20 protein-coding genes are annotated in these 19,742 nt (G+C 50.8%); 9 read left to right on the forward strand and 11 right to left on the reverse strand.

The annotated features are described in order from the left end of the window. Positions 1–273 precede the first annotated feature (273 nt). Genes hemW through F463_RS0110985 form a run of 3 tightly spaced genes read right to left on the reverse strand, consistent with a single transcriptional unit; the run spans position 274 to position 4,752 of the window. A complete protein-coding gene (gene hemW, locus F463_RS0110975) occupies positions 274–1,482 on the reverse strand; it encodes a radical SAM family heme chaperone HemW (RefSeq protein ID WP_018987139.1) in 1,209 nt (402 codons plus the stop codon). A 37-nt stretch (positions 1,483–1,519) separates the two neighbouring features. After that, entirely contained in the window at positions 1,520–4,033 is a 2,514-nt protein-coding gene (locus F463_RS0110980) for an ABC transporter permease (protein ID WP_018987140.1), read from the reverse strand. Further along, positions 4,033–4,752 (reverse strand): ABC transporter ATP-binding protein, encoded by a 720-nt coding sequence (locus F463_RS0110985; protein WP_018987141.1) that lies wholly within the window; start codon positions 4,750–4,752, stop codon positions 4,033–4,035. Before F463_RS0110985 ends, F463_RS0110980 begins: the two co-directional genes overlap by 1 nt. Before the next feature lie 65 nt (positions 4,753–4,817). Here F463_RS0110985 and F463_RS0110990 point away from each other — a divergent pair, with 65 nt between their 5' ends. Then, a complete protein-coding gene (locus F463_RS0110990; protein WP_245545223.1) occupies positions 4,818–5,396 on the forward strand; it encodes an arylesterase in 579 nt (192 codons plus the stop codon). Between the two features lie 68 nt (positions 5,397–5,464). Here the strand turns inward: F463_RS0110990 and F463_RS14360 are convergent, their stop codons facing one another. From F463_RS14360 to F463_RS0111030, 8 genes are all read right to left on the reverse strand, one after another. Then, complete coding sequence (locus F463_RS14360) at positions 5,465–6,547, reverse strand: DUF4062 domain-containing protein (RefSeq protein WP_051082079.1); 1,083 nt, start codon at positions 6,545–6,547, stop codon at positions 5,465–5,467. An 87-nt stretch (positions 6,548–6,634) separates the two neighbouring features. Then, positions 6,635–7,336 carry an SLATT domain-containing protein gene (locus tag F463_RS0111000; RefSeq protein ID WP_018987144.1) on the reverse strand — a complete coding sequence of 234 codons (702 nt, stop codon included), beginning with the start codon at positions 7,334–7,336 and terminating at the stop codon, positions 6,635–6,637. A 74-nt stretch (positions 7,337–7,410) separates the two neighbouring features. Next, positions 7,411–9,237: a DNA helicase RecQ gene (gene recQ / locus F463_RS0111005; RefSeq protein WP_018987145.1), complete on the reverse strand. Its 1,827-nt coding sequence runs from the start codon at positions 9,235–9,237 to the stop codon at positions 7,411–7,413. Between the two features lie 13 nt (positions 9,238–9,250). After that, positions 9,251–9,466: a hypothetical protein gene (locus F463_RS0111010; RefSeq protein WP_018987146.1), complete on the reverse strand. Its 216-nt coding sequence runs from the start codon at positions 9,464–9,466 to the stop codon at positions 9,251–9,253. Positions 9,467–9,474: 8 nt separating this feature from the next. After that, complete coding sequence (gene rdgB, locus F463_RS0111015; RefSeq protein ID WP_018987147.1) at positions 9,475–10,098, reverse strand: RdgB/HAM1 family non-canonical purine NTP pyrophosphatase; 624 nt, start codon at positions 10,096–10,098, stop codon at positions 9,475–9,477. A gap of 15 nt (positions 10,099–10,113) precedes the next feature. Further along, positions 10,114–10,833: a ribonuclease PH gene (gene rph / locus F463_RS0111020; RefSeq protein WP_018987148.1), complete on the reverse strand. Its 720-nt coding sequence runs from the start codon at positions 10,831–10,833 to the stop codon at positions 10,114–10,116. Positions 10,834–10,849: 16 nt separating this feature from the next. Next, positions 10,850–11,767, reverse strand: coding sequence for a PP2C family protein-serine/threonine phosphatase (locus F463_RS0111025; RefSeq protein WP_018987149.1), 918 nt, complete (start codon positions 11,765–11,767; stop codon positions 10,850–10,852). Continuing rightward, positions 11,764–12,699 (reverse strand): serine/threonine protein kinase, encoded by a 936-nt coding sequence (locus F463_RS0111030; protein WP_026295529.1) that lies wholly within the window; start codon positions 12,697–12,699, stop codon positions 11,764–11,766. The genes F463_RS0111025 and F463_RS0111030 overlap by 4 nt, the downstream gene beginning before the upstream one ends. 296 nt (positions 12,700–12,995) lie before the next feature. On the opposite strand from F463_RS0111030, the gene F463_RS0111035 reads away from it, so the two are divergent. The 8 genes from F463_RS0111035 (at position 12,996) to rpoZ (ending at position 19,734) form a co-directional block, all read left to right on the forward strand. Then, complete coding sequence (locus F463_RS0111035) at positions 12,996–13,892, forward strand: YicC/YloC family endoribonuclease (protein WP_018987151.1); 897 nt, start codon at positions 12,996–12,998, stop codon at positions 13,890–13,892. A 107-nt stretch (positions 13,893–13,999) separates the two neighbouring features. Next, positions 14,000–14,503, forward strand: coding sequence for a hypothetical protein (locus tag F463_RS0111040; protein WP_154650054.1), 504 nt, complete (start codon positions 14,000–14,002; stop codon positions 14,501–14,503). Between the two features lie 189 nt (positions 14,504–14,692). Beyond that, complete coding sequence (locus F463_RS0111045; protein WP_018987153.1) at positions 14,693–16,186, forward strand: circularly permuted type 2 ATP-grasp protein; 1,494 nt, start codon at positions 14,693–14,695, stop codon at positions 16,184–16,186. After that, positions 16,180–17,124, forward strand: coding sequence for an alpha-E domain-containing protein (locus F463_RS0111050; RefSeq protein ID WP_018987154.1), 945 nt, complete (start codon positions 16,180–16,182; stop codon positions 17,122–17,124). Before F463_RS0111045 ends, F463_RS0111050 begins: the two co-directional genes overlap by 7 nt. 103 nt (positions 17,125–17,227) lie before the next feature. After that, on the forward strand, positions 17,228–18,055 hold the full coding sequence (locus F463_RS0111055) for a transglutaminase family protein (RefSeq protein WP_018987155.1): 828 nt from the start codon (positions 17,228–17,230) through the stop codon (positions 18,053–18,055). Positions 18,056–18,112: 57 nt separating this feature from the next. Next, positions 18,113–18,850 (forward strand): proteasome-type protease, encoded by a 738-nt coding sequence (locus tag F463_RS0111060; RefSeq protein ID WP_018987156.1) that lies wholly within the window; start codon positions 18,113–18,115, stop codon positions 18,848–18,850. Continuing rightward, entirely contained in the window at positions 18,847–19,458 is a 612-nt protein-coding gene (gene gmk, locus F463_RS0111065; RefSeq protein ID WP_018987157.1) for a guanylate kinase, read from the forward strand. The genes F463_RS0111060 and gmk overlap by 4 nt, the downstream gene beginning before the upstream one ends. A 60-nt stretch (positions 19,459–19,518) precedes the next feature. Then, complete coding sequence (gene rpoZ, locus F463_RS0111070; RefSeq protein ID WP_018987158.1) at positions 19,519–19,734, forward strand: DNA-directed RNA polymerase subunit omega; 216 nt, start codon at positions 19,519–19,521, stop codon at positions 19,732–19,734. Positions 19,735–19,742 lie beyond the last annotated feature (8 nt).

Here is a 19,742-nt window from a genome sequence, read left to right on the forward strand (position 1 = left end):
CTCATGGGTTTTCGGGCCCCTATCTGCCGCGCCGAGTAGCGCAGTCGGCGTGGGAGGTGTCGGCCAGCGGCTGTCCGAGATCCGCGGTGGCTTGCGCAGTGTGCAAGCCACTAGGGCGAGTTTCGTTGGCCGCCCACGCTGACGAGCAACGCAGGAAACAAGCGGAAGTTAGGGTGCACTTTCTTTTGGTTACTTTATCTTTGGGCAAGCAAAGAAAAGTAACTCGCTGAAAAAGCGAAAAACAACCTTTCAAACTATTACTACCACTAAAAGTTACGGCAAAAACATCCCCAATAACTCATTCAAAAACCGCTGCCCTTTCAATGTCGGTGCAATCACCCCACTCCCCTGCACCAACAAACCCTGCGCTTGCGCCTCCTGCAAGGTCGACTGAATGGTCCTTAATGGTAATCCCGTCCGTTGCTGAAACAATCCTGCCTCAACGCCATCCACCAATCGCAACGCATTCATCATAAATTCAAACGCCAGGTCCTCACGCCCGATCTGCCATTCACTGTCTACCACTTGTCCTTGCTGAATAGCTTCAAGATATCGCTTAGGATGCTTATGCCGACTCTGACGGATAATCCTGTCGTGAAAACTCAGCTTGGAATGCGCACCTGCTCCTATGCCCAGGTAATCGCCAAACGTCCAGTAATTGATGTTATGCTGGCACTGCTGACCTGGCTGGGCAAAAGCTGAGGTTTCGTAATGGTGGTAACCATTCGCAGCGAGTATCTTTTCAATTTCTTCCTGCATCGTTGCGCTGGTATCGTCGTCAGGCAAGCTCGGCGGCGTTCGGTGGAACGGGGTGTTGGGTTCCAGCGTCAGGTGGTAGAACGACAGATGCGCGGGTTTGATCTGGCAGGCGGTTTCAGCATCCTGCAATGCATCCTCCAGACTTTGCTCTGGCAAGGCATACATCACATCCAGGTTCACTTTTTCAAAGGTATTTAACGCCAGCTCGGCGGCGGCTAGAGCTTGTTCGCGGTCATGGATACGGCCCAGGGCTTTCAAATATTGTGGCTGAAAACTTTGTATGCCTAAAGAAACGCGGTTCACACCGGCATCACGGTAACCCTTGAAATTGGCGATATCCACTGTGCCAGGGTTGGCTTCCAGAGTGACTTCGGCGCCGTACTCCAGCGGCGTCAACATACGCACATGGCTCAGGATTTTATCAATCGATTCGGCAGAAAAAATGCTGGGCGTGCCGCCGCCAAAAAACACGCTGCGGATTTTGCGGCCCCACACCAATGGCGTGGCCTGCTCAAGGTCGGCAATCAGCGCATCGACATAAGCAGCTTCCGGAATTTCTTGCCGCGCTTCGTGGGAGTTGAAATCGCAGTACGGACATTTGCGCACGCACCAGGGAATATGGATATACAGCGAAAGCGGCGGCGGGTTGGTCAGGCCGCTCAGCGTGACGTCGCCTTGCAAGGGCGCGTCACTTAAACTATTGGCAGGATAAATCGGGATCATGCGCGTATTTTAACCTGTATCCATCAACCCGCTGGACTTAAACGCTTTGCAACAAGGATCTCGGCGGCTGGTTAAACTGGTTGCGCGCCACCAGCCAGGCCGACAATGGCACCAGCACTATCGTTGCCAGCAAAGCCTGCACACTTAACCAGGCGTTGAACTGGTATTCCATGTCCAATACCAGCGTTGCCAGGTAGTAAGCGGCGACATTGGTGAAAATATTGGCGACGATACTGGCCAGTATGCCTATGCAGGAGAACTCCACCAGCATGGCCAGTACCACCTGTTTTCTCGAAGCGCCCAGCACCCGCATCAAGGTGCTTTCGCGCACGCGCTCTTCGCGGGTCGCCATCAGCGCGGCATACAACACGGCAAGGCCAGCCAACAAACTGAATCCGAACACGAACTCGATCGCATAACTCATTTTGCTGAGCAAGCTTTGTAGTTGCTCCATCACCGCGGAAACATTGATGATGGTCAGATTGGGGAATTTCCTGACCAGCTGGTTCAGCGCTTCTTCTTTACCCGCAGGCAGGTGGAAACTGGTGAGGTAGTTGGCGGCATAGTTATCCAGCACTTTCGGCGGCGTTACCGCGAAAAAGTTAACGTGCATGCTGTTCCACTCCACCTTGCGCAAGCTGGTGATGGTGAGGTCAAGCTGGGTGCCGGCCACATCATAAGTCAGTTTATCGCCCAGCTTTAGATTGAGCGTTTCTGCCAGACCCTGCTCTAAAGACAATAGCTGTTTGCCGGCATCTTCAGCCTTCCACCACTGCCCTGCTACCAATTCATTATCGGCCTGCATTTGCGCTGCCCACGATAAATTGAATTCACGCTCGGCCAGCCGCTTGGCGCGGTCATCTTTGTATTGCTCAATATTCAGGGGCTTGCCGTTCACCGAGATCAGCCTTGCGCGCACCATGGGGAAAATATCGGCATGCTGGATAGCATGAGAAGTTAATAATGCATTGATGCCGGGAATCTGGTCAGCCTGGATATTGATGACAAAGCGGTTAGGCGCATGTGCCGGTAGCGAGGTTTGCCAGTTTTTTAGCAGGTCGTTACGCACAAACGCCAGCAGCAATATCGCCATCAGGCCCATGCTCAAGCCGACCACTTGGGCGATGGTCAATATCGGGCGGCGTCTTAAGCCCATCAAACCCAGCTTAACAACGCCAAAATTTTGCACACTGAACGATTGCACGACGCGCATCCCGGCATAAGCCAGAAAACCTGCCACTACTACCAAAGCCACCAATGCAGCGAATACAATCCCGGCCAGCTTGATATCCCCGGCATGCCAGAACACCAATCCTGCCAATACCAGCAATGCAGGTAGAAACACAATGCCATTGCTGCGCACATTACCTTCCAGATCCTGGCGCAAAATACGTAAGGCTGGCACCGCACGCAAACGCATTAGTTGCGGCCACACCACGGTGAGCAAGGTGGCGAATCCGGTCACTAATCCCAACAAAACCGGCATCCAGCCAGGGGCAGGCAAGGTTTCCAGAAACAGGCGGCCAGCGAGAATCGCCAAGCCATATTGCGCGGCAAAGCCCAGTACACAACCAATCACACTACCCACCAAGGCCAGCAACAAAGTCTGGTAAAGCAGAATCTGCGTGATCAGTTTCTTGGTTGCGCCAAAACAGCGCATCAAGGCATAGGCATCCAGACTTTTTTGCACATAGGGGATACTCGCCAGCAACATCGCCACCATGGCCAGAATCACACCTACCATAGAGGCAATGCCGAGGAATTGTTGCGCTTTGTTCAGCGCATTGCGCATTTCAGGGCGGGCGCTGCGGATATCGTCTACGCGCTCACCACGAGCCAATTGCGGCTTAAGCCATTCGGCATAACCTTCCATCGCCTGGTTTGCAGCGACGCCATCATTTGTACTCGCCACCAGCAACTGGTATTTCACACGGCTACCAAATTGCACCAAACCGGTAGCTTCCACATCAGTACTATTCATCAGCAGCCGTGGCGCGATACTGAACATATCGCCGCCACGGGAAGGCTCTTGCAGCAAAAATGCCGCTACCTTGAACTGGCTTTCACCGACGCTCACCTCGTCGCCTATTTTCAATGCGAGTTTTTGCGCAAGTCTCGGCTCCATCCATACCGTTCCGCGCGCAGGGATATCTACTGAAGATGACTCTTTTGCTGTGGTTGCTGACTGCTTGCTGATGGTCAAATGACCTCTTAATGGAAAACCAGCTTCCACCGCCTTGATCTCCGCCAGCTCACTACTCTCGCCTTTGAGCACCATGCTGGAAAACTCCAGCGCCTGCGTGGTCTGGTATTGGCGCTTTCGTGCTTCCGCCAGATAAGCGGCGGGGATAGCATGATCTGAATTCACCACCAGATCCGCCCCCAGCAACACATTGCCCTGGGTTTGCATGCTGGACTTGATACGGTCAGTAAAAAAACTGACGGAGGTGGTCGCCGTCACCGCCAAAATCAGGGCAAACAGCAATACACGTATTTCACCTGATGACCACAGGCTACGGCACTGGCGCCAGGCAATGGATAACGCCAGCATTAATGCACTCCCGAACTATCGGCCACAGGACGTTCATTGAGCACGATTTCCTTCAACTGGCCGTTCTGCAAATTCAGCACGCGCTGGCAACGCCGCGCCAGGTTCATATCATGTGTGACCAGCACCAGCGTAGTGCCGCTCTGCGCATTTAAATCAAACAACAATTTAATGATCGCCTCGCCAGTCGCCACATCCAGGTTACCAGTCGGCTCATCGGCAAATAAAATCGAAGGCTTGGCGGCAAATGCCCGGGCGATCGCCACCCGCTGCTGCTCACCGCCCGATAACTGCTTTGGGTAATGCGTGGCGCGCGAGGCAAGCCCTACACTCTCTAGCGCTGCGATCGCAATCGCCTGTGCATCACGCTGGCCCGCCAGCTGCATAGGCAGCATTACATTTTCCAAAGCGGTCAGCGAACCCAGCAACTGGAAGGATTGAAACACAAAGCCCATATGCTCGGCACGCACAGCCGCACGGCCATCTTCATCCATCTGGCCAATCTCTTGACCGGCAATCACCACTTTTCCACTACTCGCGATATCCAAGCCTGCCAGCAACCCCAACAAGGTAGATTTACCTGAACCGGAACTCCCAATGATCGCCAGCCTCTCACCCTTGGGTACGGCAAGATTCAAATTGGTCAGAATGGGGATCGTTGTATCATTACTCACAACGGATTTACTTAAAGACAGCGCTTCAACAGCATAAGGGCTTTGCATTAATGATGTTCCGATTTTTAAAAATATTGATCGTGTTACCTGGTTTATTGTTTACTCACTTAGTTATGGCAGATAACGCACCCAAACAAACGATACTGGTATTTGGAGACAGCTTATCCGCCGCCTATGGCATCCCAAAAGAGCAAGGCTGGGTAAATCTCGTCGCACAACGTTTAAAAGACAACCAATTTCCTTACGAAGTTGCCAACGCCAGTGTCAGCGGTGAAACCACCGCCGGCGGACTCAGCCGATTACCTGCGGCACTCCAGCAGTTTAAACCCAGTATCGTCGTGATAGAACTAGGCGCAAACGACGGCCTGCGCGGCTTACCGCTGGATGCGATGAAGAATAATTTGGAAAAAATGATTCAGGCCAGCAAGCAGATCAAAGCGCAGGTGGTTTTATTAGGCATGTTTATTCCACCGAATTACGGCCCGAAATACACCAATGGTTTTAAGGCGGTTTACCTGGATTTGTCAGAAAAATACAAAACGCCGTTTATCCCGTTTTTCCTGGATGGTATTAGTGGGCATAGTGATCTGGTGATTGAGGATGGGTTGCATCCAAATGTGACTGCACAGCCTAAGATCTTAGAGAATGTTTGGCCTACCTTGAAGCCATTACTGACAGGTTATACAAAATAGTCCATTAATGGGTACCTATGCATCACTGGGTCTCCGTTGAATGCCTAAGAATGTCGCTTTCGAAATCGCTACTCACTCTCTGCTGCATCCTCTGTGGGTTCAGGTACAACTAGATCAATCCCTTTTCTGATAGCGCGCAGTTTTGTCAGCACTTGGTCTCCATAAGGCGTGAGCGTCCAGAATGCTCTAGAATCTTTAACACTTCTTGGCTTCTCACTCTTAGAGATAAGGCCCAATGCTATCAGTTGAATTTTAATAGTCTGAAAATCATGCTCAGAGATTTCAAATGTACTTGAGAGTGCAGTGTGTCCTTTTAGCGATTTATCTAAGCTCCTTTTTGTTCTTGAACGCTCTCTAACTGTGCGATTAAGTCCAGCTAAAACTTGACTATCTGAAGCTTCATTAAGCATCAAAGGCCCAATATCATAGAAAATCTCATTCCATGTAATGTTTATTTCGTAATCCCATCCCCAGCTATCTCTATTAGAGTCTCGTGTGTCAAATTTGAAATCAATTGAAACAGTATCATTCTCTTGTGCGAGTTGCTCACTACCTTGAGGTCCAGTAAGCCGTGCCTTTTGTAGTTGTGATTGAAGATCCTCAATAGTTTTCTTAAGCTTAAGAATCTCAATAGCAGCGACTGAATCTATAGCTTGATTTGCTCTTATCCAACCTGTAGTTGGTGTAGTTTTGATCAAGCGTACCAGACTTCGGCTTACAACAGAGCCTAGTTCCGATGGACTAGTCCAAAACTTACACATTTTCTTTTGTACTAAATCACGTAATTCCAGCAGTTTTTTCTTACCTTCATCAGTTTGCTCGCAACGAGCAACTGACAGTTGTGCAGGATCCTTGTGAAGAAAACCTATTATTGGCTTACCAATTTCCAGAGCATATCGGTACTCCATTTCCGTATAACTTAGACCCGACGATCCAATAGATCCATAACGTCCGCCAGAGATAAGAAGATAATAATCACACTCAGAAATTACTTTTTGGATCAACGTCCATTGGTCCTCATCAGCAGCCGGGAATAATTCCATACCTGAAGGAATGCAATCAAGCTCAAGTAATGCATGCATTACTTCTTGCCTCTCTTCACGAAGATCCTCATAGGTTGAACTTACAAAGACTTGATATCGTTTGTCCAAAATTTCCCCCTAAGTATTTATTGCTATCTTTGATTCGTTACTATTTTCTCGATTTTTTTAGACGTGAACTAATTATTAGTTAATTGATTACTTATCAACCAAAATATCTACACCATTAAAGTATGGAATAATAATTTTTGTCATTCCAATCATGTCTGTTATAAAGATAATCTCAAACAAAATCATGATGAGTGGAACTATATAAGCTGAAAAGCGAGAACTGTAAGCGAGAATATAATTCGACATTCTTGGCAATCCCGTTATGTAGTAATCTCTTGTCATTTCAAGCATTGCCAATCTGTAATCACTGCGAATATGATTTTCAGTATCAGTAACAATATCGGAATATCTTTCTTGATATTTCGCAAGCTGTGGTTCACCAATTTTGTTATTTGCTTCTCTATCTTTATCTATCTCGCGAATAAGCTCTTTTAATTTATCTCCACACTCAGTGAGATTTTCTGCTCGCAGCTCATATCTAGCTGTGCCTATTACAACTGAATAAACAAGCACTGCTACAGCAAGAAAAATCACCATCATATTTAAGACACTTGCTTTAAATGCGAGAGGTATACCTGAGTTTTGCATCAATGGAATAAAAATCAATCCCAAAGATAGTGATGTAGTTGTGAAAAAAGCAAACTTACCTTGACTTTGTAATCTGCCAGCAGCGTTATATCGACACTTTGCAGTAGTTCGCATACTCATTTGAAGTTTTTCTGATGCATCTTTTACGGCTCTTTCACGTTCATTTAACGACAAAAGCCAATACCAACATTGTTTAATCATTTGCTTATCCATTAATTATTAAATGCTAAATTCAACTAAGCAATTATCTTGTACTGGAATACTAAATCAAAATTTTAAATCATGCTTTCTAACACATCTAAAAACTCATCCCCATATTTCTGCAATTTTGCCTGCCCTATCCCACTGATCTGGCCCATTTCATCTAAAGTCTGCGGCTTACGATTATGGATTTCCAGCAAGGTACTATCGTGAAAAATCACATACGGTGGTACGCCTTGCTCTCTTGCCAGTTCCAGCCGTTTGGCTTTCAGCGCTTGCCAGAGTGGATCATCATTCGCCCCTTCAAAGGCTTCTTTGGCGCGGGCGCTGCGTTCGGCTTTACTCATGCGTTTTTCCGGTTCGGCATCGCGGCGTAGCCAGACTTCTTGTTCGCCTTTTAATACTGGTCTGGCAGCTTCAGTGAGTTTTAGGCCGCCGTAGGCAGCCATGTCTGCTTCCAGTAATCCCGCAGCGATGAGTTGGCGATAGACACCGCTCCACTGGTTTTGATTGAGGGTTTTACCTATGCCGAAGGTGCTGACTTTGTCGTGATTAAAGCGCTCGACTTGTGCGGTGACTTTGCCGGTGAGTACATCGATTAAATGGCCGACGCCGAATCGTTGGCCGGTGCGGTAGACGCAGGAAAGTGCCATCTGCGCGACCTGGGTGGCTTGCCAGGTTTCGACCGGATGCAGGCAGTTATCGCACTGCCCGCAGGCGCCGGGATGGCTTTCGCCGAAGTAGCGCAAAATGCTCTGGTGGCGGCAGGCGGTGGATTCGCAGTAGCCGAGCAAGGCGTCCAGTTTCAGGCGTTCCAGCCGTTTGCGTTCTTCTGAGGCTTCGCCGCTATCGAGCATTTGCCGCATGGAGACGACGTCGCCCATGCCGTAGACCATCCAGGCATTGGCTTGCAGGCCATCTCGCCCGGCACGGCCGGTTTCCTGGTAATAGCCTTCCATGCTTTTTGGCAGATCCAGATGCGCGACAAAGCGCACGTTGGGTTTATCGATGCCCATGCCGAATGCGATGGTTGCCACCATGATGATGCCTTCTTCACGCAGGAAGCGGCGCTGGTGATGTTCGCGTAATTGCGCGGGCAAACCCGCATGATAGGCTAAGGCAGACCAGCCTTTTTCAGCCAGCCAGGCGGCAGTTTCTTCAACCTTTTTGCGGGACAGGCAATAGATAATGCCGGCGTCGTTAGGGTGTTCGCGCTCAAGAAATGCCTGCAATTGCTGGCGGGCATTGTTTTTAATGCCGACGTGGTAGCGGATATTAGGGCGGTCAAAACTGGAGACAAACTGGCGGGCATTTTCCAGGTTTAGCTGGCTGCTGATTTCGGCACGGGTCGGTGCATCTGCAGTCGCAGTAAGCGCAATACGTGGTACATCGGGAAAGCGGTTGTGCAATATCGTCAGCTGACGATATTCCGGCCGGAAATCATGCCCCCATTGCGAGACACAATGCGCTTCATCAATCGCAAACAGGGCCAGGCCGACATGTTGCTGGACTTCATCTAGCAGTGCTAAAAAACTGCCAGCCATCAGGCGCTCGGGCGCTACATACAATAATTTGATTTCGCCACTGACCACCTGGCGCGTGATACGGTTATTGCCTTCTGCACTTAAACTGGAGTTTAAAAAGGCGGCGTTGACACCTAATTGTTGCAGTGCCTCGACTTGGTCTTGCATCAAGGCAATCAATGGCGAAACGACAATCGCCAGGCCTTCGCGGGCCAATGCGGGAATCTGGTAACACAGAGATTTGCCGCCGCCCGTAGGCATCAGCACCAGCGCATCCTGCCCGGCAATCACATGTTCAACGATGGCTTGTTGCTGGTGGCGGAACTGGTTGTAACCAAAGACTTCTTGGAGGATTTGTTGTGGTGATGGGCTCGCCATTTAAATAGCAAGCCTAGATTTTGTTATATGGATTGATCAGTTGGTCTACGAGTTCGTGTAAGGCTTTACGCATCTGCTCTTCACTGACTTCCATCAGCAAGCCATCTTCCAGCGCATCTTGTGCAATCTGTTTCAGTTCATCAAAATTTTCGGCCATGACTTTGACCTTTTCGGTGCAAGAAACCACCGAACCGTCATCGCGTACCCATTTTGGCCATTCGTTACTCATCTACTTATTTACTCACTTAATGTTTTCAGTTGTTGCAGCAATTTGGCCATCGCCTGGCCGCGGTGACTGCGCTGACTTTTAATCTCAAGCGGTAATTCTGCCACGGTTTTGCCTGTCTGCGTATCCAGAAACAGTGGATCGTAACCAAAGCCTTCGGTGCCGCGGAACTCGCGCAGGATTTCGCCTCGCCACATGCCATCAGCAATGATGGGCTGCGGATCTTGCGGATCGCGCACCAGCACGACCACGCTATAGAAATAGGCACGTCTATCGGCCAGACGTTCCATGACCGTCAACAATTTATCGTTATTGCGTTCGTCTTGCGTAAACAGGCTTTTGGCTGGCTGTGGCCCGGCGTAGCGCGCCGAGATCACGCCGGGTGCACCTTGTAAGGCATCCACGCACAGGCCGGAATCATCGGCCAGCGCAGGTAACCCCGTATGCTGGCTGGCATGGCGGGCCTTGGCCAGGGCGTTTTCAATAAACGTGCCATGCGGCTCGGGGCACTCTGGTACATTAAACTCGGATTGCGGCAGCACCTCGATATTCAAAGGCGCCAGCAAATGTGCAATTTCGCGGATTTTGCCTTTGTTGCCAGAGGCAATGACCAGTTTTTCAAACGGCAAGGCCATCTTACTTCTCCGTGATTATTTTGCCAGCGCCTGTGCTTGTAGCTGGGCCAATTCAGTAATACCTTTGGCAGCGAGGTCCAACATCTGGTGCATGGTTTCGCGGGCAAAAGGCTCTCCTTCGGCGGTGCCTTGAATCTCCACAAAGCCACCTTTCCCCGTCATCACCACGTTCATGTCGGTATCACAATCTGAGTCTTCGATGTAATCCAGGTCCAACACTGGCGCGCCTTGATACACACCAACAGAAATAGCAGCGACGGAATCCTTGATTGGGCTTTCAGTCAGCAGGCCTTTATGCAGCAAGGTAGACACGGCATCGACCATGGCGACATAGGCACCTGTAATGCTGGCGGTGCGCGTGCCGCCATCGGCCTGGATCACGTCACAGTCAAAATGGATGGTGCGCTCACCCAGTTTTTCGAGGTCGATCACCGCGCGCAGGCTGCGGCCGATAAGGCGCTGGATTTCCTGTGTGCGGCCACTTTGCTTGCCGCGAGCCGCTTCGCGGTCCATGCGCGAACCGGTTGACCGTGGCAGCATACCGTATTCTGCCGTCACCCAGCCCTGGCCTTTACCCTTTAAAAAACCGGGCACTTTTTCTTCTACACTGGCCGTGCAGATGACATGAGTATCGCCAAACTTCACCAGCACAGAGCCTTCGGCGTGCTTGGTGTAATGACGGATGATTTCAATGGCGCGCAACTGATCGTTGGCGCGCTGGCTAGGTCTGCTCATGGTTTAACACTTTCTGTTATTTAATATGTTGCTGGGCTCTGCCCAGCGCTTCTTGTATTTCGGCAATGGCTTTTTCAATTTCCTCATCGGTGAGGTCCAATCCATACGGGCTGGACGAGGCCGGAATTTCATTCATCATGGTGGTGGTGACATCGACTGGTAAATCCAGCGTTGAAATCGTTAACGGGCTCACCACACGCTGCCCCCACTGCAAGGCAATGGCGCTCATATTGTCTCCCACCGTGATACTGGCCGCATCGGCATCATCCAGCAGGCGGCTCACGCCATCATTAATATCCGCAGCCAGCATATGCTGTGCCATATGGATTTCAGGCACCGTGTTCCATACACCATCAGAGCAAAGCATGATGACATCGCCTTCGCGCAGCGGGATAGGCGGGGTCAACTCGACCTTGGGTGGTCGCTCACCACCCAGGCAATTATAAATTTTATTGCGGTGCGGATGATGATCTACCTCAGCTGCGGTGATTTTTCCTTCACGCAATAGCGACTGCACCACCGAGTGGTCTTCTGTCTGGTGCTCCACCAGGCCGTTGCGATAGTGATAGAGTCGGGAATCACCCACATGGGCGCAAAACAACTTATTGTGCTGGATCAGCGCGACCACGATAGTGGTGCGGGGAGACTCCATCAGGCGTTTTTGCAAACGCACATTTTCAATCACTTCATGTGCCTGGACAATCTGCGTGCGTAAAAACTCCGCTGGCTGGGAAATTAATGGTTTGGATTCGCGCTGAAACGCTTCTACCATGGTTTTGACTGCGACCTCGGCCGCGACATCACCGTGCTGGTGTCCGCCCATGCCATCAGCCAATACCATGAGGATGGCATGCCTATGGTAAGAATAGGCCAGCCTGTCCTGGTTGTAGGGCCGCGGCCCCTGGCGACTCCCCTGTGCAATGGTGAATTTCATAGCGGTTTGTTCAGTACCTTGATGATTTTATCGACCAGCGATGCCCGTGGATCTGCTGCCACGTGGATGCCGATCATTTTTTTCTGTAGTGAGAACACACTTTGCGGCCGCGACAAATAGTCGAGTTGCATACATTCATCAATGATGGCCAGCAATTTTTCGGAGTATATCTGTTTGCCGAGCTCGATCGCCGGTACCAGTGTATCTTCTTTCAGGCGCTGGTTGGCCGAGACAGGAGACGCCCGCTGCAGACAGGCATACATGCTGGCGCCTATGCTGTAAATATCGCTCCATGGGCCCAAATGCTTGCGGTCTATATACTGTTCTGGCGGCGCAAAGCCCGGTGTGTAGGTCGGCGCCAGCGTCACTTCAGACAACGCCTGGCGCGCCGATCCAAAGTCCAGCAGCATAGGCGAACCATCAAGACGGATATAAATGTTGGCCGGTTTGATATCGAGATGCAGTAACTTGCGCGTATGCACTTCGCGCAAGCCATTGAGCAATTCAATAAACATGCGGATGAGAAAGCTCTCTGGTACCGGCTGCGACAAGGCCATGATGTAGTCTTGCAGCGATTTGCCGCGCTCATATTTCATGACCATGTAAACCGTATTGTTGGCACGGAAGAAGTTTTTCACGCGGACGATATTCTTGTGCTCGATGTTGGCCAGCGCCAGGCCTTCTTCAAAAAAGCATTTCATGCCATGTTTGTAGGCGGCCTCATTCTTGCCATTCGATCGGATATGCGTATGTTCGTCGCGCTCGGCCAGCGTCACTGGCATATATTCCTTGATGGCGACGGTATTTTTTTGCGGATCTTGCGCCAGATAGACGAAACTGAACCCGCCCAGACTCAACACCTTGGTAATGGTGTAGTCATGCAGCGCAGTGCCTACCGGCAAGGCAAAATCAAATTTATTAGAGAGCTTCACTAGCGCTTTAACGTCACCATCATGGCTTTTATTAAGGGAAAGCCCGCATTGTGTGACCTGAATCACGGGTTTTCTTTTATGGGCACTTCTATAAATTCAACTTCCGTCGCGATACTGCGTTGCTCATAAAAAACTTCTCCTTACATATCAACTTATATGCAGCGTCCAAATTTTTTACTCACGCCTTGTCTGACTTAGTAATTTGAATTTATAAAAGCACCCTTATCTTTTTGCTATTTTCGCATATCGATAGCGCATTTGATACAATCCCCCCGTTTGCTCTCCAGCCCAAGACGATGAACATGACAGCCAAAAAATCCGCCAACGATCAACCTATTTTAAGCATGACCGGCTTTGCCGCAGCGGAGTCACGCTTCCCTGGCGGCCTGCTGCTGATTGAGTTACGCGCGGTGAATCATCGCTACCTCGAACTCAATGTCAAAATTGAGGATAGCTTGCGCCAGTATGAAGCGCACATCCGCGAGCAGTTGCAAAACCGCCTCGGCCGCGGCAAGGTGGAATGCCGGATTAGCCTCAAAAGCGATAGCGCTGCGACCAACCTGGCATTAAACCCGGCCATGGTGGCGCAAATTTCGCAAACGCTTGGCGAATTACAGCAACATTTCCCACAGGCGCAACCTGTTAACCTGGTCGAGGTGTTCAAGCTGCCAGGGGTGTTGCAAAGCGAAGCGGTCGATGCGGAAACTTTGGCTCAAAGTGTACAGAGTGGTTTGTCACAAGCGATAGACGAACTCATTGCCGCCCGCCAGCGTGAAGGCGAAAAACTCAAGCAAGTACTGCTGGACCGCCTACAAGGCGTGCGTGAGCAGATCAGCATCGTCAAACCGCTACTGCCAGCGCTGGTGAGCCAGTACCAGGAAAAACTGACCGCCAAATTACGCGAGGCTATGCAGGCAGATGACGACCGCGTACGCCAGGAAATCGTGCTGTATGCACAACGGATTGATGTTGATGAAGAATTGGCGCGATTGAACTCCCATATTACCGAAATGGACCGCATCCTGACTGCAGGCGGTGCCGTGGGTAAAAAACTTGATTTCCTGATGCAGGAAATGAACCGCGAAGCAAATACACTAGGCTCAAAATCGGTCGCGATTGAAACCACGCAGGTGTCCATGCAGCTCAAAGTACTGATTGAGCAAATGCGCGAGCAAATCCAGAATATTGAATAAATCCAACACTTCAAAACACTGTGGGGCCTTTACCAACAGTGAATTGGCGCTTTATTGAACGCATAGTGGTATAGTGGACTGAACGGCGTCATAGTAGGCCAAGACTCATGCATCTTCTACGCTATGCTTTTTTCTCCTTACTGATGCCACTAGCGGCAATGGCTGAAACCACTACCCTGGCGATTCCTGATCAAGGCTGGGCTATCACCTTTGATGCCCCGCCACTTCGGCCAGTACGTGAAGCGGATTCCAATGACCACTACATGTATTCGGCCAATAACAATCACTTTGCTATCACATTGTACGTAGATACGCCCGCTTGCAATGGGGATGACTCTCACGAAGCAGTGCTAAATTGCCTTTGGTTTAAAGCCAGCAAAGATCCGCTGATCAATCAGGCCAGTGTGGCCAAGAGTTGCAACCAGCAATACTGCAAAATCAGTTACGATGTTGAAAACACCTTCCAAGGTGCGCCTATCAGGCAAACACATATTCACTTGCTGTTTACGTATCGTGATAGATGGTCCAATCTTCACGCGGCTGTTTCCAATCCCGCCGACAATGATTTGAAACTGCTCGAGACATTTACGCACTCTTTTAGCTATCAATAGCCTCTTGCGCATTTTTACGCTGAACGTTGCACCACAATCGGCATGAATAAGCGCACCTTTATGGTGCATTTTGCCATTTCACGCTCAACAAAATTTAAATAAACCATTGATTTAAATCACTATTATTAGCTGGCACACGGCTTGCTCTTATTTAATTGATTTTTACAAGCAAGACAAAGGTCCAGCATCATGACGCAATCAGCCAAACAGTTTTTTGATGAAATGCAGGGCTATGGGGGCAACGTACGGGCCATTTACCAGGCATACAAGCATTGGTTAAGTGATGTGCCTACGCAACAACTGGCCGCCAAGCGTGCCGAAGCTGAAGTTTTGTTCCGCCGTGTCGGGATTACCTTTAACGTGTATGGCGAAGAGGATGGCGCCGAGCGTCTAATTCCGTTCGATGTCATTCCTCGCATGATTTCTGCCAGTGAATGGGCGCACCTGTCCAAAGGCGCCGTCCAGCGCGTCCGCGCGCTTAATATGTTCCTGCATGATATTTACCATGATCAGGAAATCATCAAAGCCGGCATCGTGCCGAACAACATTTTAAGTAATGCGCAATACCGGCCAGAGATGGTGGGTGTGAATGTGCCTAACCAGGTGTATGCACATGTGGCTGGCATTGACCTGGTCCGCACCAGTGAATCCCAGTTTTATGTGCTCGAAGACAATCTGCGTACACCGTCTGGCGTGTCTTACATGCTGGAAGACCGCAAGATGATGATGCGGCTGTTCCCTGATTTATTTAAGAAATATCCGATTGCGCCCGTGGAGCATTACCCACATGTGTTGCTGAATAACCTGCGCTCGGTGGCACAAACCGGTGTCAACGACCCGACCGTCGTGCTGCTTTCACCGGGGGCTTATAACAGCGCCTACTTTGAACATGCCTTCCTCGCCCAGCAAATGGGCATAGAACTGGTGGAAGGCCAGGATTTGTTTGTCCGTAATAACGCCGTCTACATGCGCACCACGCAAGGCCCGCAAAGGGTCGACGTGATTTACCGCCGCATCGACGACGACTTCCTTGACCCTCTGGTGTTCAAGCCCGATTCCCTGTTGGGCGTGCCAGGTCTGCTCTCCGTTTACCGCAATGGTGGCGTCACATTGGCTAACGCTGTAGGCACCGGCGTGGCCGATGACAAGGCGACGTATATCTACGTGCCGGAGATGATCAAGTTCTATCTGGGTGAATCTCCCATCCTGCAGAACGTGCCTACGTATCAACTCAGCAAGGAAGATGATCTGGCCTATGTGCTGGATCATCTGCCCGAGCTGGTCGTGAAAGAAGTACAAGGCTCCGGCGGCTACGGCATGCTGGTTGGCCCGACTGCCAGTAAGCAGGAAATTGAAGAGTTCCGCTTGCGTATTGTTTCCAAACCATCGAACTACATTGCACAGCCCACCCTGGCACTTTCCACCTGCCCGACATTGGTCGATCAGGGCATTGCGCCACGCCATGTTGACCTGCGCCCATTTGTACTGTCAGGCAAAACCGTCAGTGTGGTACCGGGCGGCCTGTCACGCGTGGCACTTAAGGAAGGCTCCCTCGTCGTCAACTCCTCACAAGGGGGTGGTACCAAAGATACCTGGGTGCTGGAACGTGATGATGTCTGTGCCGAAACCCTGCAACCACAAATGGCTGCACAACAAATGAATCAAGAGGCCGTCATATGTTAAGCCGTACCGCAGACCACTTATACTGGATGGCACGCTATATTGAGCGCACCGAAAATGTCGCGCGCGTGCTGGATGTCACCTACAACATGTCATTGCTGCCTTCTGACAGTAGCAATGAAGAAGAGCTATGGGATACGGTACTAGAAATTGCCGGTATCCGCGATATTTACGACGCGACCTATAAAGAGCTCAACGCGACCAATGTGATCAAGCATCTGGTCATGGACAGCAACAACCCATCCAGCATTTACAGCTCCCTGCGTAGCGCACGTGAAAATGCACGGGCCGTGCGCGTCGCCATGACCACCGAAACCTGGGAGAACATGAACACGTTATGGCTGGAATTCGGCCAGTACATCAAGCAGGACCTGACAAAAACTGGCTTGAGTGAGTTTTGTGAGTGGGTGAAAAGCCGTTCTCACCTGTTCCGCGGCGTGTGCTTTGGCACCATGTTGCGCGATGAAGCCTTCAGTTTTGTCCGGCTGGGCACGTTTATGGAGCGCGCCGATAATACGGCACGCCTGCTGGATGTGAAATATGAATTTTTAATCCCCATGCAGGAAGCCAATGATGGCGCGGTCGATTACTATGAATGGAGCGCCGTGTTACGCTCAGTCTCGGCCTTCCAGGCTTACCAGAAGGTGTACCGTGATGCGATTGAGCCGATGAAAGTGTCTGAATTGCTGATTTTGCGCGAAGACATGCCGCGCTCACTGCATGCTTGTTATGCCGAAATCATGCCGATTTTGCGCCAGGTGGCCGGAAGCCGCCAGACAGAGGCTGAGCGTTTAGCCGGGCAAATGCACGCGAAACTGCATTATGGCCGCATGCTGGATATCGTCAGGGATGGGGTACACCATTTTCTGGATGACTTTATTCTTGCCAACCGCAGACTGGGTGAAGAAATACAACGTAATTTTTTAAATGCGACGGCGTGATGCGAGAAGCGTACACATGATTTCGCCATAGATTGCCATGAGCCCCTCGTGCGCAGACTGTTATAAAACAGCGCTGCGCTTTTTACTTTAACCAGACCACATCATGCTGCTCAATATTGAACACCAGACCCAGTATGTTTTCAGTGACATGGTGCAATACACCATACAGCAGTTACGCCTGACACCGCGCGACGGTTATGGGCAACAGGTCAAGCATTGGCAGATCAAGGTCACTGGACAATTAACGCCGTTTGAAGATGCCTTTGGTAATCTCTCCCACACCCTGGTCATGGACCAACCCCATGACTCATTGCTGATTACCGTTTCTGGTGCAGTAGAAACTGGGCTGGAGACAGAACAACCTGAACAAGCCCTGCCACCAGCGATTTACCTGCGGGATACACCCCTGACGCAGGCAGATGCCGCCATGGCCGAATTTGCCAGACCGTTTGCGAATGCACCCTTAACTGACTTGATGCACGCTTTGCGTGAGCGCATGCAATACATTAAAGGCGCAACGCAGGTGGATACCCCTGCGTCTGAAGCTTTCCGGCTAGGCAAAGGTGTCTGCCAGGACCATGCCCATGCTTTCATCGGCTGCTGCCGTAGCCTGGGGTTACCTGCGCGTTACGTGAGTGGTTATTTGTTTACCGCGGACGGCAGCCTCATGCAAACCCATGCCTGGGCCGATGTCTGGCAGCAAGAGCAATGGCTATGCCTGGATGTCTCTAATGGCACATTGGTCAACGAAACCCATGTCAGGCTGGCGCATGGACTGGATTACCGCAGCGCCAGCCCGGTCACCGGCTCACGCATGGGCGGTGGCATAGAAGGCATGGCCAGTGTGGTCAGCGTGAACCAGCAAGCAAGCCGGGCCAGCCCGCAAGACCGTGAGCGCTTGCTGCAACAGGCACAAAGTGCACAGCAATAGCTGGCGGGTGCGTGCTATGATGACTTTCTGATTTCATTTTTTTACCGCTGACTGTTTATGACTTACTGCGTAGGTATTTTGCTGGAACAAGGCCTGGTCCTGGCGTCTGACACCCGCACCAATGCCGGTGTTGACCAGGTAGCCATTGCGCCCAAGATGCATGTGTTTGAAGTGCCGGGTGAACGCGTGATCGTGCTGCTCACGGCTGGCAACCTGGCCATTACTCAATCAGTGGTCAACCTGTGCCGTGAACAACTCAAGTCAGCCGAACCGCATGCGCACCTGCATAATGTGCAGTCACTCTTTGAAGCTGCCAGCGTGGTTGGCGCAGCCATGCGCACTGTGCACCAGCGCGACGGCAAGGCCCTCAAGGAACACAGCATAGACTTTAGCGCCAGTATCCTGGTGGCGGGGCAAATCAAGGGCGAAAAACCGCGCCTGTTTAATGTTTATGCAGCCGGTAACTTTATTGAGGCCACGCCAGACACGCCTTATCTACAAATCGGCGAGACCAAATATGGCAAACCCATCATAGACCGTGTCATCAAACATCAAACCAGTGTCACAGATGCGGTAAAATGCGTGCTGATTTCGTTTGACTCTACGATTCGCAGCAATATTTCTGTGGCATTACCGATTGATTTGATGATATACCGCACTGACAGTTTAAACGCCGATTGCCGGCACCGCCTGATGGAAGATGACCCTTATTACGCCAGCATCCGCAAGGGCTGGGGTGAAGGGTTGAAAGCCGTTTTTTCTTCTCTGCCTAACCCGGCATGGAGTGCCTCATGAGCCAAGGCCATTTGTTTGTGATCTCTGCTGCCTCTGGCGCAGGCAAAACCAGCCTGGTGCGTGCCATGCTGGCGCAAGACCCGATCCTTAAACTGTCTGTTTCACACACCACACGGGCACCCCGCCCCGGTGAAGAAGATGGCATTCATTACCACTTTGTCTCTGAGCCTGCATTTCTCGACATCCTCGACAATGGCGGTTTTCTTGAAAGCGCGCATGTGCATAGTGCCCGTTATGGCACGGCGCAAAGTGAGGTTGAAAATGCCCTGGCAGAAGGCCGCGACGTGATCCTCGAAATTGACTGGCAAGGCGCGCAACAGATACGCACCTTGTTCCCACAGGTCACTTCTATATTTATCTTGCCACCCTCCATTGAGGCGCTGGCGCACCGCCTGAACAGCCGCGGTCAGGACAGTGATGCCGTCATCGCGCAACGCCTGGCAGCTGCACGCGAGGAGATGCGTCACGTGCATGAGTTTGATTATGTTACAATTAATGATAATTTTGACGTGGCTTTGCAGGACCTGATGGCAATTGTGCGTGCCCAGCGCTTGCAATTAAACCGCCAGGTTGCCTGCCACGCGTCATTGATTCAATCACTCACCTGACCAGCGCATCAGCGGGACGCTTAGTCTCAAAAGGTTAGGTTCAAATTTTAAGAGGTTTATATGGCACGTATTACTGTCGATGATTGCTTGGACAATATCCCTAACCGTTTTCAATTGACCCTGGTCGCGGCTTACCGTGCACGACAGCTGGCTAATGGTTCTGACCCGTTGGTAAGCGGTTACTCACAAAAAGATAAAGCCACCGTGCTTGCCTTGCGCGAAATCGCAGCTGGCAAAATCGGTGTTGAGCTGCTAGAGAAAAAGGGCCAAGCATAAGTAGCTAT

Origin of the sequence: Methylophilus methylotrophus DSM 46235 = ATCC 53528 (assembly GCF_000378225.1) — a bacterium.
Classification (GTDB): Bacteria; Pseudomonadota; Gammaproteobacteria; order Burkholderiales; family Methylophilaceae; genus Methylophilus; species Methylophilus methylotrophus.